Consider the following 19268-nt stretch of genomic DNA (forward strand, 5'->3'; position numbering starts at 1 on the left):
GTGGGTGGCGGTCACCCGAGGTCGTCGACAAGCGCGAACAGCTCGTCGTCGCTCGCGGAATCGATGTCGGGTTCGGTGTCGGGTTCGGCGTCGGAATCGTCGGCCCTGGACCGGGCTCCGCCTCCGGCCCCGCCGCAGATGGCAAGGAGTTCCCGGAGCCCGCTCAGCAGCCGGTCCCGGCCGGTGTCGTCGTCATCGGCGGCGGCGACGGCCGCCGACAGCGACGTCCTCAGTCGTTCGAGGTCTGCCAGTGCCGGGTCCGCGGCGGAGACCTCGTCGAGGACGAGTTGTTGCCGCAGGTGGCGGGCCACCTCGGTGGTCGTCGGGTGGTCGAAGACCAGGGCGGTCGGCAGCCGGAGGCCGGTCGCAGCGCCGAGCCGGTTGCGCAGCTCGACCGCGGTGAGCGAGTCGAAGCCGAGCTCCTTGAACGCGCGGTCCTGGTCCACGCTCTCCGGGCTGCTGTGGCCGAGGACCGTGGCCACCTGTGCCCGTACCAGGTCGACCAGGACCCGGGCCCGCTCCGGCTCGGGCAGGCCCGTCAGCCGTTGCCGCAGGCTCGTCGTCGCGTCCTCGCCGCCGCCCGTCGCGTCGGTGGCCGCGGACCGACGAGCCCGCCGGTTACCGGCGCCGCCCTGGCCTCCCGAGTCACCGGCTGCCGTGCGGACCAGGTCCGCCAGCATCGCCGGCAGGGCTTCGCCCTGGGCGCGCAGTGCGGCCGTGTCGAGCCGCGTGGGTGCCACGACAGCCGTGCCGCGCCGCTGGGCGGCGTCGTACAGTGCCATGCCGTCCTCGGACGACAGCGCCAGCAGTCCGCTGCGGGCCATGCGCCGCCGGTCGGCGTCGCTCAGGTGCCCGGTCATGCCGCTGGCCTCGGCCCACAGGCCCCAGGCGAGCGAGGTGGCGGGCAGGCCCTGTGCCCGGCGGTGGCCGGCCAGGGCGTCGAGGAAGGCGTTGGCCGCGGCGTAGTTGGCCTGTCCGGGCGTGCCGAGGAGGCCGGCGAACGAGGAGTAGAGGACGAAGGCCGCGAGGTCGTGGTCCCGCGTCAGTTCGTGCAGGCGCCAGGCCGCGTCCACCTTGGGCCGCAGGACCGTGTCCAGTTGGCCGGGGGTGAGGGAGGCGACGACGCCGTCGTCCAGGACGCCGGCGGTGTGGACGACCGCGGTGAGCGGGTGCTCGGCCGGTACGGTGGCGAGCAGGGCGGCCAGGGCGTCGCGGTCGGCGACGTCGCAGGCGGCGAAGGTGACCCGCGCGCCGAGCCCGGTCAGCTCCGCCCCGAGCTCCGCGGCTCCGGCCGCCCGGTCACCGCGGCGGCTGACGAGCAGCAGGTTGCGTACCCCGTGTTCGGCGACGAGGTGCCTGGCCGTGAGAGTCCCGAGGACGCCTGTGGCACCCGTGATCAGTACGGTGCCGTCGGGGTCGAGGGGCGCGGGGACGGTGAGGACGAGCTTCCCGACCCCCCTGGCCTGGGAGAGGTGCCGGAACGCCTCGGGCGCCCGGCGCACGTCCCAGGTGGTCACGGGCAGCGGCCGCAGCACTCCCGCCTCGAACAGGGCGAGGACCTCGACCAGGATCTCCTGGAGGCGTTCCGGCACCGCGCCCGCGCTGCCCGGTTCGGTACGGGCGAGTGCCGTCAGGTCGTAGACCTGGTAGCTCACGCCGGGGTGTGCGGCCTCGACCGTTTCGGCGTCGCGGATGTCGGTCTTGCCCATTTCCAGGAAGCGGCCGCCGTCGGCCAGCAGCCGCAGCGAGGCGTCGATGTACTCGTCGGCAAGGGAGTTGAGCACTACGTCCACGCCCCTGCCGCCGGTCGCGTCGAGGAACCGGTCGTGGAAGTCGAGGGTCCGCGAGCTGGCGATATGGGCGTCGTCGAGTCCGAGCGAGCGCAGGGTTTCCCACTTGCCCGGACTGGCCGTCCCGTACACCTCCGCGCCGAGGTGGCGGGCCAGCTGGACCGCCGCGATGCCCACGCCGCCGGCCGCCGCGTGGATGAGCACGGAGTCACCCGGACCGATCTTGCCCAGGTCGACCAGCCCGTAGTAGGCGGTCAGGAAGACCACCGGCACCGAGGCCGCCTGGGCGAAGGTCCAGCCCTCGGGAACGCGGGCAAGCAGCCTGCGGTCGGCGACGGCGACGGGCCCGAACGCGCCGTCGAAGTACCCCATGACCCTGTCCCCCGGCACGAGGTCCGTCACGCCGGGCCCGGCCTCGAGCACGACACCGGCGCCTTCCGCGCCCATCAGCGCGTGCTGTTCGGGAACCATGCCCAGGGCGATGAGCACATCGCGGAAGTTCAGCCCGGCGGCACGGACGCCGATCCGGACCTGCCCGGGTCCGAGAGGCAGCGTCACTTCCGGGCACGCCACGATCTCGAGGTTCTCCAGCGAGCCCTTCTCCGACAGCACCAGACGCCACTCCGGTGCCCCGGCCGGCGGCTCGAGCGCCGCACCGGCCCGGTCCCGGGCGAGCCTGGGTACGCGGATCTCACCGTTCCTGATCGCGATCTGCGGCTCGCCGCTCTCCAGCGCGGCGGGCAGCGACGCGAGCGAGGCGCCCGCCCCGTCGACGTCGACGAGGACGAACCGACCGGGATTCTCCGTCTGTGCCGTACGGACCAGACCCCACACTCCGGCATGCGGCAGATCCGCCATATCGCCGTTGCCCGGCGAGGCGGCGACCGCGCCCCGGGTCACCACGACCAGCCGCGACGAGGCGAAGCGCTCGTCGGCCAGCCAGGACTGGACGACGTCCAGCAGGCGGTGCGCGGCTTCCCGCGCAGCGGTCGCGACGTCGCCTGCGGACGTGACCTGGCTGGCGTCCTGCGGAAGCGGTGGAGCGGCGGCGGAAATCAGGACGGTGGGGGGCACGGGGGCGCCGGCCTCCACCGCCCGCGTCAGGGCGGCCAGGTCCTCGTGGGCGGAGGGGGGCTCCCCCGACGTGCTGCTGTCGGCCAGGGCGTCGACGACCTGCAGGGGGTCGGCTCCCAGGACGGCGAAGGGGGAGGAGACGGCAGGCTCTGTGACCGTCGCCGTGACCGTCGGAAGGGCTGCCCACTCCAGGTGGAACAGCGCGTCGTGCTCGATGCCCGCTCGCGTCGGGACGAGGGCGTTCCGGGCCATCGGGCGCAGGACCAGGGCGTCCGCTGTCATCACCGGCGCGCCCGTCGCGTCCATGGCCTCCACGGACACCGAAACGCTGTCCGAGGCCGGCGCCTCACCGTTCTCCGTCGCCCGGCCGCGGTCGAACCCGGAGAGCCAGACCCGCAGCGTCGAGGCCTCAGCGGCGTGAACGCGCACGCCGGCCCAGGAGAACGGCAGGACGGTCCGCCCCGCATCGCCGCCCTCGTCGACCACGCCCGGCAGGAGGGTGTGCAGGGCGGCGTCGAGGAGTGCCGGGTGGAGGGTGAAGAGAGCAGCGTCGGTGGCCTGGTCGTCGGGCAGGGCCACCTCGGCGAGGACCTCGTCGCCGCGCCGCCAGGCCCGCCGCAGGCCCCGGAACGCGGGACCGTAGCCGTAGCCCTGTTCGGCCAGCCGCTCGTAGGCGCCTTCGAGAGGCACTTCGACGGCGCCGGGCGGAGGCCACGCGTCGCCACCGCCTACGTGCCGGGGGGCGGATTCGTCGGTCGCGTGGGTGAGGGTGATGAGGGTGCCGGTGGCGTGGCGGGTCCAGGGAAGGCCGTCGTCGCCGTCATCGCTGGTGGCGGCGGGACGGGAGTGGATGCTCACCTCCCGGCGGCCCGAGTCGTCCTCCCCGCTGACGACGACCTGGAGCTGCACGGCCGACTGCTCGGGCAGGAGGAGGGGGGCGGCCAGGGTCAGGTCCTCGAGGAGGTCACATCCGACCTGGTCTCCGGCGCGCACCGCGAGCTCGACAAACGCTGTACCGGGGAGGAGCGCTGTGCCCGCCACGGTGTGGTCCGCCAGCCACGGGTGTGCGCGCAGGGACAACCGGCCCGTCAGTACGACTCCGGCGCCATCGGCCAGTTCGACGGCCGCGCCCAGCAACGGATGCCCAGCGGAACGGAGACCGGCCGAGGCGACGTCACCGGTGCCCGAGGCCGGTACGAGCCAGAAGTTCCGGCGCTGGAAGGGGTAGGTGGGCAGGTCGACGTGGTGGGCACCGCTGTCCGCGAAGGCCTTCGTCCAGTCCACGTCCACGCCCCGCATCCAGGCCTCGGCCACAGACGTGAGGAACTGGCTCAGGTCCCCCTGATCCCGGCGCAGCGACCTGACGACCACCGCATCGGCGCCGGCGGCTTCGATGGTCTCCTCGACCCCGAACGTCAGCACGGGATGGGCGCTCACTTCGACGAAGGCGTCGTGCCCTTGCTCGAGCAGCACCTCGACCGCCTCGCCGAACCGCACGGTCTGCCGCAGATTGCGGAACCAGTAGCCGGCGTCCAACGTGCTCGTATCGATCACGGCACCGTCGACCGTCGAGTGGAACGGGATCCGGGAGGTGCGAGGTTGTAGGGGCGCCAGCAGGTCCAGCAGCTCGGACTCGATGCCGGTCACGTGTGCGGAGTGGGAGGCGTAGTCGACGGGGATGCGACGCGCCCGTACCTCTTCCGCCTCGTAGGCCTCCACCAGCGCAGTGATCGCTTCGGCATCACCCGAGACGACCGTCGAGGCAGGGCCGTTCACCGCAGCAACACCCAGCCGGGCGTCAGAGGCAATACGCTCCTCGACCTCGCTGACGGGCAGCGGGATCGAGGCCATACCGCCAAGACCGGCCAGCTCACGCCCGATCACCTGAGAGCGCAACGCCACCACCCGCGCCGCATCCTCGAGCGACAACCCACCGGCCACCACAGCAGCGGCGATCTCGCCCTGCGAGTGCCCCACGACCGCCGCAGGCTCCACGCCCATCGACCGCCACAAGCCCGCAAGCGACACCATCACCGCCCACGACACCGGCTGCACCACATCAACCCGATCCAGCCGGCCACGACCACGCAGGACCTCGGTCAACGACCAGTCGACATAAGGCGACAACGCCACCTCACACCGACCCATCCACTCGGCGAACACAGGAGACTGATCCAGCAATTCAGCCCCCATTCCCGCCCACTGAGACCCCTGACCGGGAAACACAAACACCACACCCGACCGCACACCGGCAACAGACCCGGCCGAGTCCAGCCCCTCCAACCCCGACAACAACACATCCCGGTCCCCGCCCAGCACCACCGCACGGTGCTCGAAAACCGAACGCGACGACGCCAACGACCAGCCCACGCTCACAGGGCTCAGATCGGTGCCAGAGATATGGCTGCGGAGCTGTTCGGCCTGGGCGCGCAGCGCCTCCTCCGAACGACCGGAGAGCACCCAGGGCACGACTGCCGGCGCATCGGCCTCGGTCTCCCTGGCCTCCTCTTCCGGGACCTGTTCGATCACCACATGCGCGTTGGTCCCGCTGATGCCGAAGGATGACACCGCTGCTCGGCGGGGGCGTCCCGTCTCCGGCCAGTCGCGTGCTTCGCGCAGCAGCTCCACCGCACCCGAAGACCAGTCGATGAACGGCGAGGGCTCGTCGACGTGCAGCGTGCGGGGCAGCACGCCCTCCCGCATCGCCATGACCATCTTGATCACACCCGCCACACCGGCTGCGGCCTGCGTGTGCCCGATGTTCGACTTCAACGAGCCCAGCCACAACGGCCGATCGGCCTCCCGCCCCTGGCCGTACGTCGCCAGCAGCGCCTCGGCCTCGATCGGATCACCGAGCCGCGTACCCGTACCATGCGCCTCGACAGCGTCAACATCACGCGTCGACAACCCCGCCGACACCAACGCCTGCCGGATCACCCTCTGCTGCGACGGACCATTCGGCGCCGTCAAACCATTCGACGCCCCATCCTGATTCACCGCAGAACCGCGCACCACCGCCAACACCCGATGCCCGTTCCGCCGAGCATCCGACAGTCGTTCCAGCAGCAGCATGCCCACGCCCTCGCCCCAGCCTGTGCCGTCGGCCGCCGAGGAGAAGGACTTGCAACGGCCGTCGGGGGACAAGCCGCGCTGGCGGCTGAACTCCACGAAGGTGCCGGGCGTGGACATCACCGTCGCGCCGCCGGCGAGGGCCATCGAGCACTCGCCGGAGCGCAGGGCCTGTGCCGCCAGGTGCAGGGCCACCAGGGACGACGAGCACGCCGTGTCCACCGTCACCGCGGGCCCCACGAAGCCGAAGGTGTACGCCAGTCGGCCGGAGAGGACGCTGCCGGTGTTGCCGGTGAGCAGGATGCCCTCGAGCTCCTCCGGCATCTCGTGCACGGGTGGGGCGTAGTCGTGGTACATGAGGCCGGCGAACACCCCGGTCTGGCTGCCCCGGACCGTGGCCGGGTCGATGCCCGCCCGTTCGAAGGCCTCCCAGACGGTCTCCAGCAGCAGCCGCTGCTGCGGGTCCATCGCCAACGCCTCACGCGGTGAGATCCCGAAGAATGCGGGGTCGAACTCGCCCGCTTCATGCAGGAATCCGCCCTCCCGCACGTAGCTCTTGCCCGGTCGGTCGGGGTCCGGGTCGTAAAGGTCGTCGTCCCAGCCGCGACCGGTGGGGAACGGCGAGATGGCGTCGGCGCCGTCGGCCACCAGCCGCCACAGCTCCTCCGGGGAGGACACCCCGCCCGGATAGCGGCAGGCCATACCCACGATGGCGATCGGTTCGTCGGTGGCGGCGGCGGCCGGCACCGACGGATCCGACCGATCCGCCAGATCCGACAGGTCCGTCGCGTTCGGGGCAGCTGCAGGCGTGGCCACGTACTGGTCCATGAACAGGCCGACGACCGCGTCCGGGGTCGGGTAGTCGAAGATCAACGTCGTCGGCAGGGTCAGGCCGGTCGCGGCATTGAGCCGGTTGCGGAGTTCGACGGACGTCAGGGAATCGAACCCCACCTCCTTGAACGCGCGGTCTCCCGCCACCGCGCCGGATCCCGCCAGGCCCAGCACGGCGGCCGCCTGCTCCCGTACGAGTTCACGCAGCGCCCGCCGCTGCTCGGGCCCGGTCAGCGCGGACAACCGTTCCATGAGAGTGGGAGCACCGGTCGTCGTTCCCTGGCGCTCGCGCCCGTCGCGCCGCCGTGCGCGCCTGCCCGTCGGCCCGACGAGTTCCTGGAGAAAGGCGGGGACGTCGTCCGACCCCGACCCCGACCCCGACCCGGCCCGCAGCGCCGTCGCATCGAACCGCATGGGCACCAGCAGGGACGTCGCGCCCTGCGCGCCCTCGGCGACGGCCGTGTCGAAAAGCGTCAGACCGTCAGGCTCCGGCAGGGGAGCGACGCCGGCACGGGCCATGCGTACCACGTCCTGGCGCGCGAGGCCGTCGGCCATGCCTCCGCGCCCTCCCGTCTGCTCCCACAGCCCCCACGCGAGCGACAGCGCGGGCAGGCCCTGAGCCCGCCGGTGCGCGGCGAGGGCGTCGAGGAAGGCGTTGGCGGCGGCGTAGTTGGCCTGGCCGGCAGCGCCGATGAGGCCGGAGATCGATGAGTAGACGACGAAGGCGGAGACGCTGTCCAGGCCCCGGGTGAGCTCGTGCAGGTTCCAGGCTGCGGTGGCCTTGGGGCGCAGCACCTCGTCCAGCCGCTCCGGGGTCAGGGCGGTGACGACGCCGTCGTCCAGCACTCCGGCGGTGTGCACGACGGCGGTCAGCGGATGCTCCGCGGGCACGAGAGCGAGTGCGGCGGCCAGAGCGTCCCGGTCGGCGGCATCGCAGGCCACCAGTTGGACGTCGCTTCCATGTGCGGTCAGCTCGTCGCGCAGCTCCCGCGCGCCCGGGGCCTCGGCTCCTCGGCGGCTGAGCAGCAGCAGGTGGCGTACGCCGTGTGCACGTACCAGGTGGCGGGCGAGCAGGCCACCCAGCTGTCCGGTCGCTCCGGTGATGAGGACGGTGCCGTCGGGGTCGACCGGAGGCAGGGCAAGAACCTGGCCGGCAGGGGACTCGGTGACGGGTACGCGGGTCAGTCGCGGTACGTGGAACGCGCCGGCTCGCGCCGCGATGTGCGGTTCGCCTGTTGCCAGAACGGCGGGCAGGAGTTGCTGCAGCGCTTGCGGATCGCCGGTGCCCGTTTCCGTCTTCGTGTCCTGGTCCACGTCCAGGAGCACGAATCGGCCGGGGTTTTCCGTCTGTGCCGTTCGCAGCAGGCCCCAGATCCCGGCGAGGGCCGGGTCGGCGCCTGTTCCGGGGACGGTCTCGACGGCACCCTGGGTGATCAGTACGAGCTTCGAAGCGGCGTACCTCTCGTCGGACAGCCAGGACTGCACGAGCTCGAGCGCCTGCCGTGTGAGGGTGCTTGCCGCTCCGGCGGCGTCCGTGTGTACGTCATGGACGTCGTCATGGACGTCGTAGCGGGTGGGGTCGGTCATCCTCAGCGCCAGCACAGCCGGCGGGGGCTCCGTCGCTTCGTGTTCGCTGACGTCGTTCATGAAGTACAGCAGCGATTCGGCGTCGCGGAAGACGGCGACGGAGGCCGGGTCGACGCCGCCCTCGGGCTGGGGCCGGGGGCGCGGCTTCCACTCCACGCGGAAGAGCGACTCGTGGTACCGAGTGCGCGCGTCGCGCAGTGCGTCGGCCGGGATGTCACGCCACACAAGGGATTCGACGGAAGCCACCGGTGTCCCCGCGCTGTCGGCGACGTCCAACGTCACGGTGTCGGGACCGGAACGGGCGAGGTGGACGCGCAGCATCGAGGAGCCGGTAGCCCGGACGCTCACCCCGGCCCACGAGAACGGCAGGCTCAGTGTGTTGGGAGTGGCGTCTTCGCTGTCGGCGCCGGGGAGCAGCGGGTGGAGCGCGGCGTCCAGGAGCGCCGGGTGGAGGACGTACTCCCCCACGTCCGTCCTCTGCTCCTCCGGCAGGACGACCTCGGCGAAGAGCTCGCCATCGCGCCGCCACATCCGGCGCACGCCTTGGAACGCGGGCCCATAGCCGTAACCGTGCTCGGCGAGCCGGTCGTACATGGTGTCGGTGCCGACTTCCGAAGCATCCGCAGGAGGCCAGACTGATAGCGCGGAGACGACGTCGGTGGGGTCGGTTGCGGACAGCGTGCCGTGAGCATGCTGCGCCCAGTCCGCTCCGGGATCGCTGTCGCTGTCGAGGCCCGGAGAGGCCTTGGGACCCGGCTCGGGGCGGGAGTGAATACTCAGCTCACGGCGACCCGAGTCATCCGCACCGCCGAGGACGACCTGGAGACGGACGGCGCCGTGTTCGGGGAGGACGAGGGGAGCAGTGAGGGTGAGTTCGTCGAGCTTGTCGCATCCGACGTGGTCGCCGGCGTGCAGGGCGAGTTCGACGAAGGCGGTGCCCGGAAGGAGGACGGTACCGAGGATCGCGTGGTCGGCGAGCCACGGGTGGGACTGGAGAGAAAGCCTGCCGGTCAGGACCATGCCCTCGCCGCTCGCCAGCTCCACGGCCGCCCCGAGGAGGGGATGACCGGCGGCACTGAGGCCCGCCGATGCGACGTCTGCGCTGTCGGCGGGCGGGAGCAACCAGTACCGCTCATGCTGGAAGGCATAGGTCGGGAGATCGATGCGGCGTGCGCCGGTGCCGTCGAAGAACGACGACCAGTCGACGGGCGTGCCGCGCACGAAGGCCTGGGCCAGGGCCGCCACCGCTGAATGCGGCTCGGGGCGGTCGCGGCGCAGGACGGGGACGGCGGCTGTTGCGGCGGGGTCGCTTACGCATTCGGGGACGAGCGCGGACAGCACACCGTCGGGGCCGAGCTCGAGGAACGTGCGGACGCCCTCGCGCTCCATGGCTTTTACCGCATCGGCGAACCGGACGGGACGCCGCACGTGCTCGACCCAGTAGTCGGCGGACGCTATTTCGCTGGTCACCGGCTCGCCCGTTACGGCGGAGACCATCGTCAGGCGCGGGGCGGAGAAGACGATGTTGCTGATGGCCGCGCGGAAGTCCTCCAGCATCGGATCCATCAACGGCGAATGGAACGCATGACTAACAGTCAGCTGCTTGGTCCTGCGGCCTTGTTCGGTCAATGCGGCAGCAATTTCGTCAACGGTGGAGCAATCACCCGCAATCACCACCGAACCGGGGCTGTTGACCGCAGCGATGCTCACCCGGACCTCACGGCCGGCCAGCAACGGCAGGACTTCCGCCTCGGTGGCCTGCACGGAAACCATCGCCCCACCAGCGGGCAGGGCCTGCATCAACCGACCGCGAGCAGCCACCAACCGCGCCGCATCCTCGAGCGAGAGAACACCCGCCACATGGGCGGCCGCGATCTCACCCACCGAATGACCGGCCACCACATCCGGCCGCACACCCCACGACTCGACCAACCGGAACAACGCCACTTCCAACGCGAACAACGCAGGCTGCGTCACACCAGTCTCGTCAAGTCCCTCCCCCGACCACACCGCCTCACGAACGGAGGAGTCGAACAGCGCACACACCTCATCGAATGCCGCCGCGAACACAGGAAAAGCCTCATACAGCCCCCGCCCCATCCCCGCCCGCTGCGCACCCTGACCCGTGAACACCACACCCAGCCGACCCGACACCACCGACCCCGACACCACACCAGGACCAGTCGCGTCGTCCATCAAAGCCTGCAGACCACCGGCGAGCTGCTCCCGTCCATCCCCCAGCACAACCGCCCGGCGCTCGAACACCGACCGCGACGAGACCAGCGACCACCCCACATCAACCGCCGGCGCATCACTGCCAACAGCCAACTCCCGCAACCGCTCCGCCTGCCCCCTCAACGCCACGTCCGTGCGCCCGGACAGAACCCACGGCACGACCACCGGCGCAATGTCACCCCCGGGCTCGTCACTCTCCTCAACAGGCGCCTGCTCGATCACCACATGCGCGTTCGTTCCGCTGATTCCGAACGACGACACCGCCGCCCGCCGAGGCCGATCCGACTCCGGCCACTCCTGGCTCTCCCGCAGCAATTCCATCGAGCCGGTTGACCAGTCGATGAACGGCGACGGCTCGTCCACATGCAGCGTGCGGGGCAGCACGCCCTCCCGCATCGCCATGACCATCTTGATCACACCCGCCACACCGGCCGCGGCCTGCGTATGCCCGATGTTCGACTTCAACGAGCCCAACCACAACGGACGATCAGCCTCCCGCCCCTGGCCGTACGTCGCCAGCAGCGCCTCGGCCTCGATCGGGTCACCGAGCCGCGTACCCGTGCCATGCGCCTCGACCGCGTCAACGTCGGTGGCCGACAGCCCCGCCGAGGCCAGCGCCTGCCGGATCACCCGCTGCTGCGACGGACCATTCGGCGCCGTCAAACCATTCGACGCACCATCCTGATTCACCGCAGACCCACGCACCACCGCGAGCACGTCATGCCCGTTCCGCCGAGCATCCGACAACCGCTCGACCAGCAGCACTCCCACACCCTCGGACCAGCCCGTACCATCAGCCACCGCCGAGAACGCCTTGCACCGGCCATCAACCGCCAAACCACGCTGCCGACTGAACTCGACGAACATTCCCGGCGTCGACATGACCGTCACCCCGCCGGCGAGGGCCATCGAGCACTCGCCCGAGCGCAGCGCCTGCATCGCCAGATGCAGGGCGGCCAGGGAGGACGAGCAGGCGGTGTCGATGGTGACCGCAGGGCCGACCAGGCCCAGCTGGTAGGCGATTCGACCCGACATGATGCTTGCCGTGCCGCCGGTCAGTACGTGCCCCTCGACGCCGTCCGGGGCTTCGTGCATGCGCGGCCCGTAGTCCTGTGCGGTCGCGCCGATGAAGACGCCGGTTTCGCTGCCCCTGTGGTTCTCGGGGTCGATGCCGGCGCGCTCGAAGGCCTCCCACGCCGTCTCCAGCAGCAACCGCTGCTGCGGGTCCATCGCCAACGCCTCACGCGGCGAAATACCGAAGAATTCAGCGTCGAACTGTCCTGCGGACAGGAATCCGCCCCGCGTGACATAGCTCTTTCCCGAGCGATCGGGGTCGGAGTCGTACAACGCGTCGAGGTCCCATCCCCGGTCGGCCGGAAAGTCCGACAGCGCCTCTCGTCCCTCGGCCACGAGCTGCCAGAGCTCTTCCGGAGAGGACACCCCACCAGGGAATCGGCAGGCCATGCCGACGATCGCCATCGGTTCGTCGGCAGCGACCCGGGCCGGGTTCCAGCCGGCCGTCGCGGCCCGGGAATGACCGGTCAGCTCCGAGAGGAGGTGATCCGACAGTTCAGCCGGTGTCGGGTAGTCGAACAGCAGCCCGCTCGGCAGGCGGAGGCCGGTTTCTCCCGCAAGGGCGTTCCTGAATTCGACAGCCGTCATCGAGTCGAAACCGAGGTCGGTGAAAGGTGCCCTGAGCTCGACGGGTTTCGTTCCGGGGTAGCCGAGTGCGGTGGCGATGTGCGAGGAGACGACCTCGATCACCATGCGCTTCTGCTCATCGGGAGAAAGGCCGGACAATCGCTGCGCCAAGGCAACGGGCACAGGCCGCGCACCGACCGGGTCCGGGCCGGCGGGCTGCACGACCGAGTCGATGTCGGCCCCGGTCGAGAGCGGCAGCCAGTACCGCTCGCGTTGGAAGGCGTAGGTGGGCAGATCGACGCGACGGGCGCCGCACCCGTCGAAGAGCGAGGCCCAGCCGACTTCGTTACCGCGGACGAATATCCGAGCCAGAGCTGTCATTGCCGTCCGCGGCTCGGGGCGATCCCTGCGCAGCAACGGAACGGCAGCCGCTTCGTCACGGTTGCTGACACATTCGGGAATGAGCGGCGAGAGCACGGCATCGGGGCCGAGCTCGAGGAACGTGCGTACGCCATCCCGCTCCATGGCCTTCACCGCATCGGCGAATCGTACGGGACGCCGCACGTGCTCGACCCAGTAGTCGACGGACGCGATCTCATCGGTCACCGGCTCGCCCGTTACAGCGGAGACCATCACCAGACGCGGGGCGGAGAAGGAGATGTCGCTGACGGCCGCGCGGAAGTCGGCCAGCATCGGCTCCATCAACGGCGAATGGAACGCATGCGACACCACAAGCCGCTTCGTCTTATGCCCCAGCTCCCGCAGCGACGCCGCAACCTCCAAGACCACCGATTCAACACCGGCGATCACCACAGAACCAGGACTGTTCACCGCCGCAATACTCGCCCGGTCCTCACGCCCGGCCAGCAACGGCAGGACTTCCGCCTCGGTGGCCTGCACGGAAACCATCGCCCCACCAGCGGGCAGGGCCTGCATCAACCGGCCCCGAGCAGCAACCAACCGCGCCGCATCCTCAAGCGAGAAGACGCCCGCCACGTGCGCGGCCGCGATCTCACCCACCGAATGACCGGCCACCACGTCAGGTCGTACACCCCACGACTCGACCAACCGGAACAACGCCACTTCCAACGCAAACAGCGCTGGTTGTGTCACGCCGGTCTCGTCAAGCCCCTCCCCCGACCACACCGCCTCACGGACAGAGGAGTCGAACAGCGCACACACCTCATCAAACGCCGCCGCGAACACGGGAAAAGCCTCATACAGCCCCCGCCCCATCCCCGCCCGCTGCGCACCCTGCCCCGTGAACACCACACCCAGCCGACCCGACACCACCGACCCCGACACCACACCAGGACCAGCAGAACCACCAGCCAGCGCACTCAAACCACCGACAAGCTCCTCACGCCCCTCCCCCAACACCACCGCACGCCGCTCGAACACCGACCGAGACGACGCCAACGACCACCCCACATCAACAACCGAGACCCCATCACCCAACCCCTCGAGCAACCGCCCGGCCTGCCCACGCAACGCCCCCGCCGAACGACCCGACACCACCCACGGCACCACCACCGGAACAACGCCATCCCCACCTCCGTGGGCTTCCTCCGCAGGCGCCTCGGCCACGACGACGTGGCAGTTGGTGCCGCCCATGCCGAACGAGCTGACGCCCGCGATCAGTGGGCGTTCGTCCTGCGGCCAGGGGCCGAGCTCACGCTGAACGCTCAGGTTCAGCTCGTCCAGCGGAATCCGTGGGTTGGGCGTCTCGTAGTTGAGGCTGGCGGGGAGTTCCCGGTGGCTCACGCTGAGCGCCGCCTTGATGAGGCCGGTGATGCCCGCCGCGCCTTCCAGGTGCCCCACGTTGGTCTTGACGGACCCCACTCGCAGTGCCGTGGTCCGGCCCGTCACCGCGCCCAGCGCCGCGCCCAGGGCCGTGGCCTCCACGGGGTCGCCCACCTTGGTTCCGGTGCCGTGCAGTTCCACGTACTGGACCTCTTCCGGTCCGACCCCGGCCCGTGCGCAGGCGGCTCGCAGCACGGCCTCCTGGGCGGTCGCGCTGGGGGTGGTCATGCCGGTGCCGGCGCCGTTGTTCATGGCGCTGCCGCGGATGACGCAGTAGACGCGGTCGCCGTCGGCGACCGCGCGGGAGAGGGGCTTGAGGAGGACGGCACCGCCGCCTTCTCCCCTGACGTAGCCGTCGGCGCGGGAGTCGAAGGTGAAGCAGCGGCCCTGCGGGGAGAGTCCGCCCCACTTGCTGGAGATGACGGAACTTCCCGGGAGCAGGGTCAGGTTGACCCCGCCGGCGATGGCCTGCTCCGACTCGCCCTTGCGCAGACTCTCGCAGGCCAGGTGGACCGCGACGAGGGACGAGGACTGGCCGGTGTCGACGGTCAGGCTGGGGCCTTGGGCCTTGAGGAAGTACGACAGCCGGTTGGCGATGATGCCGCGGTGAATACCGGTCATGGCGTGCTGGGCACCGGGCCCGGCCGTCGCCGCGGTTCCGTGCACCAGGCGGGCGTAGTCGTCCCAGATCGCTCCGACGAAGACGCCGAGCCCGGTGCCGCTCACGGCCCCGGGCAGGATGCCGGCGTCCTCCAGGACCTCCCACCCGAGTTCGAGTACGAGCCGCTGTTGCGGGTCCATGTACATCGCCTCGCGAGGCGGGACATGAAAGAAGTCGGCGTCGAACAGGTCGACACCGTCGAGGAAGGAGCCGTATGCAGAGTTCATGCGGCCCGGGGCCGACGGGTCCGGGTCGTAGAGTTCTTCGATGTTCCAGCGACCTTCCGGGACCTCCGTCACGGAGTGGCGGCCGTCCCGCAGCAGCTCCCAGAACTTCCGGGGCGAGGAAGCCTGCGGGTACCGGCAGGCAATGCCCACCACCGCTATTGCCTCCGCGCACTCCGGAGAATCGCTGTACCCCGCACCCGCCGTTTCGTTCATAACCCGCCCCGCCCGCAGTACCAGCAATTCCAGTGCATCAACTGCAACATGCAATTACGCGGTTCAGGCTAACAAGGGGGCGTTCCGCCCGACCCCCTAAACAACCCCTATGCTCCTGCTCATTTCACGATGCCGTGCCGTCATTGATCAGCGTTGATCAGTTTCTCTGCTCCCGGGACGGGCAGTTCGGCAAAGGGGAAAGGCGCCACCGGCCTGTCCGCCATGACGAGCCAGGCCTGCCCCGTCCGCTCGTCGCCGAGTACGGTCTCGAAGGCGTCGGCCACCTGCTCCGCGCTCGCCACGGGGATCCCGGCCTCGGCGATGGCCGACCGGCGCCCGGCGATCAGTGGGGTGTCCACCAGGCCGGGGCAGAGCGCGTCGATGGAGACGCCGTCGCGTCGGAGCACCGGTGCGAGGGAACGGACGAGGCCGATCACCGCGCTCTTGGTGGCCGAGTACAGCACCTCGATCGACGGGCGCAGCGCAGCCGCACTGGCGGTCACCACGATCGATCCACGTTCGCGCGATCCTTGTCCCCCGGGTCCTTGTCCGCGGCGCACGTGCGGCAGAGCGGCCTGGACGCCGAAGACCACGGAGTCGAGGTTGACGTTGACGATGTTCCGGTAGCTGTCGAGGTCGAATCCGTCGCCTATCGCCGTGCGGCCGGTGGTGCCCGCGTTGAGGTGTACGACGTCGAGGCGGCCGAACCTCGACACCGCTGCCTCGACCGCGGCCTCGTTGTCCGCGAGGCTCCCCACGTCGGTCCGCACGAACACGGCACCGATGCGCGCCGCGACGGCGTTCCCGCGGTCGGTGTCGATGTCCGCGATGACCACGTGGCCACCACGCGCGACCAGGCGTTCGGCCACCGCCGCGCCGATACCGCTCGCGCCACCGGTGACGAGGGCGACCCGGCCGGCGGAAAAGGTATTGTTGTTCTCGGGAATTGCCATGTGGCGTTTTCTCCTTCGCGCTACCGAATGACGAAAAAGCGCAGACTTCCGGCCGGTCGGTCTGCTGTGCCCAGCGGACCGACCGGCCGAATCGAGCCCCGTCAGCCTCAGCCCAGCTTCGCGCGCAATTCGCTGCGTCCGCCAAGCTGGAGCTTGCGGTAAATGCGCGTCAGGTGCTGCTCCACCGTGCTGACCGTGATGGACAGGTCATGGGCGATCTGCTGGTTGGTGCTTCCCTTGGCGGCGAGAACGGCCACCCGTTGTTCCGACGGGCTCAGCTTCTCCAGGAACGAGGAGTGCCGGTCGTAGATCTTGTAGCGGGCGACTTCCGGCTTCTTCTGCTTCGCGGCCTCGCCGGTGCGGAAGCTCTCGAGCAGGGCGAACAGGCCAGGAGTACCTGCCGATTCGCGCAGTTCCTCGAAGACGCGCTCCCCGAACTTGGCCCGGTCGCCCGGTGTGCGGGTACGGGCATGGAGGTCGCCCCATTTCGTACCGCCCCGCAGCGCCTCCGCATGGATCCGGTCGAGGGTTTCGTCGATCAGGTCGACGGCCTTTCCGTACTCGTTCATGGTCACGTAGGCGGCGGCCGCCGCCAGCCGCCAGGGAATGAGGCTGTGCCGGTCCATGCCCCATCCGCCCATCAGCCCGCCGCAGCGGAGGAAGTCGGCCAGGCCCGCCAGGGACTCCCCGGCCACGAGCCGGTAGAGCCCGCGGGCGTAGAGGTAGTCGAGTCCGTACCGCGTGTCGAAGAGGGAGTCGGGCACGTTGTGCGACAGCAGGACGGCCGCCGCGGCGGAGTTGCCTGCGGCGACGTGCGCGAGGATCGCGCAGGCCAGCGGCTCGGCCATGCGGATGCCCCACAGCCGGGCGGGCAGCAGGCCGAGGGCCTGTTCGGCCTCCGTGGCCGCCGTCGCCGGATCCCCTCCGCGCAGCGCTATCTCGGCACGGACGACCCGGAGCCGGGCCTGCCGGCAGGCCAGCCGTCCGTCCGTGGCACGGGCGAAGCGCTCGAACCAGAACGAGGCCTGCCCGGGGTTGTCGTGGCGGACCACGACGGCCAGCGCCGCCATGATGGCGTGCAGGTTCTCGTCTGTGGCATCACAGCCGTACAGGGCGCGCTTGGCCGCCCGCATGACGTCCTGGCCGTCCGGCCCGCCCTCGGTGAGCGCGCTCGAGAGCGCCCAGGCCGCCGCGTAGTGCGGGGAGCGGGTGAGGCGTTCCTCCAGGGTCCGTCGTGTCAGCTGCTCCTTGCGGCCGACCTCCCGGAGCAGAGCCGGGAAGTCGCAGGCGAGGAGCAGTCGACGCGCCACGAGCGCCAGGTGTTCGGGACTCTCGCGGCGGCCGATGGCGGCGACACGGCGGTCCAGCAGGGCCAGTTCGTCCTTGGCGAGCCACAGCGAGTGATGGTCCTCCTGCATCCCGGGCGGACCCGACCCGGGCAGACCGAGCGTCGTCGGCGAGATGCAGGGCGACGCCTCGGAGGGGGGCGGATCCGACGGCAACGCATCGGACGGCAACGCATCGGACGGCGACGGGCCGGCAGGCGACGGCCCGCCCGACAACGCTCCCGAGAACGGTGGTCCCGCCTCCGGGTGGCGCCGTTGCGACGGAACCCTTCCCTCCGCCCGTTCCTGCTCCGGCTCCTGCCCCAGCTCCTGCCCCAGCTCCTGACCCGACACCGTGCCCCCGGTCGCAGGGCTGGCGACCAGCGTCCCGTTCAGGGTCGGCCGGCCCACCCCCCCGCCGTCGTTCCCGTGGCCCGCCGCGCCCCAGTCGGCCCGGGGCAGGGCGCGCGGTGCGCGGGTTCCGGCGCGGCCGGTGTCGTCCATGGCGCTCAGCCACCGTGCGACGTGCTCCATGGGCGCTCCGGCGGCCCTGAGGACCGTGGCCGTCCGGGTGCTCAGCTCCGAGCGGCGGCCGCGTGGCATGTCACCGAGGATGACCTCGCGGATGGCGGGATGACGGAACTCGCCGGAGCGCAGCAGCCCGCAGGCGCTGAGCTCTTGCGTCGATTCCTCGACGACCCGCAGGTCGAGGCGGGTGAGTTCGGCGATGACCTCCAGGGCGCTGAACCCGTCCGCCATCGCCAGTGCTTCCGCTATGTCGCGCGTGTCCGGGTCGAGCCGGTGGAGGCAGTCGAGGACGGCCTGCCGGTAGGCGGGGCCGATGACCGGGGTACGGATGCCTTCCAGTTCGCCCCGGCAGCCGCAGCGGGTGGCGTGGTCGCGCAGAAGTGCCTTGGTGAGGAGTGCGCTGCCGCCGGTGAGCCGCCTCAGCCGCTCGGCGAAGCGGTCCGCGCAGCGCAGCGAGAATTCGGTGCGGGCGAGCTCGGCGACGTCGGATGTCGACAGGGGCGCGACCTCGAGGCGGCGCACATGCCCTCCTCCGCCCTGTGCTCCACCCCGTCCGCCCCGTCCCGCGTGCTCTTCTCCACCCCGCCCCTGGCCCCGCCCCTCGCCCCGTTCCTCGATCAGGCGGCGGAGCCGGATCGAGCTGTGGGAGGCGTCGGTCCGGTCGGTGACGACGAGCAGGACGGGATGGTGGCGGATGCTCGCCGCGAGGGCTTCCACGAAGCGCGCCGAGGCCGGGTCCGCGTGGCGGACGTCGTCGACGCAGACGATCAGGAGGCGGCCTGCGGCGAGCCGCAGGATGTCGCCGACCGCGGTCTCCACGGCCTGGGCGACCGAGAAGGTCCCGGACGCGTCGGCGGGGTGTTCCCGCGAGGTGGTCCGCCGCCGGTCGCGCAGCAGTTGCCTCGGGACTCCGAGGGGTTCGGACCGGCTGAACCTCGAGCAGGTGGCGCTCAGTACGCGCACGCCCCGGATCTGGGAGGTGCGCGCGAAGTCGTTGATGAGTGTGGTCTTCCCCGACAGTACGGGACCGGTCACCAGAACGAATCGACCGGTCTCCGCCTGTACTTCTGCCAGATGGCCGAGCAGCGCTTGGCGCGCGGCTGTACCTGACACGTGACGTGTCATTCTCTGTCCCCCGTATGAGCGTTGCCGAGGCCGCACCGCTGCCCCCGCACGTGTGGGCAGATCGGTCCCCGTCCCCCTGGGCCCGCACGCGGTGCCGGCGACGTCGTCGTCGCCCTCGCGTGCACGGCGGCTGCTGAGGAGCCGGCGTCGGTGCCGGCTCGAGAGCTGAATGTGCGTTGCGTGGAAGCGTGATTCCCGTTCGCGCC

At 70.8% G+C, this 19268-nt stretch carries 3 protein-coding genes; all 3 read right to left on the bottom strand.

Going from position 1 to position 19268, the window contains the following annotated elements; all coding sequences use genetic code 11:
- Positions 1-11: 11 nt before the first annotated feature.
- Positions 12-15071, bottom strand: a complete 15060-nt coding sequence (locus ACIG36_RS11930) for an SDR family NAD(P)-dependent oxidoreductase (protein ID WP_399925714.1) — start codon at positions 15069-15071, stop codon at positions 12-14.
- Between the two features lie 200 nt (positions 15072-15271).
- Positions 15272-16084, bottom strand: coding sequence for an SDR family NAD(P)-dependent oxidoreductase (locus ACIG36_RS11935; protein ID WP_399925716.1), 813 nt, complete (start codon positions 16082-16084; stop codon positions 15272-15274).
- A 107-nt stretch (positions 16085-16191) separates the two neighbouring features.
- Positions 16192-19062 carry an AAA family ATPase gene (locus ACIG36_RS11940; RefSeq protein WP_399925717.1) on the bottom strand — a complete coding sequence of 957 codons (2871 nt, stop codon included), beginning with the start codon at positions 19060-19062 and terminating at the stop codon, positions 16192-16194.
- Between the last annotated feature and the right edge of the window lie 206 nt (positions 19063-19268).

Source organism: Streptomyces sp. NPDC053048 (genome assembly GCF_044547045.1).
Lineage (GTDB): Bacteria > Actinomycetota > Actinomycetes > Streptomycetales > Streptomycetaceae > Streptomyces.

Coding starts and splice junctions, on each gene's coding strand:
- ACIG36_RS11935 (WP_399925716.1), bottom strand. CDS start 16,084: ATGGCAATTCCCGAGAACAACAATACCTTTTCCGCCGGCCGGGTCGCC.
- ACIG36_RS11940 (WP_399925717.1), bottom strand. CDS start 19,062: ATGACACGTCACGTGTCAGGTACAGCCGCGCGCCAAGCGCTGCTCGGC.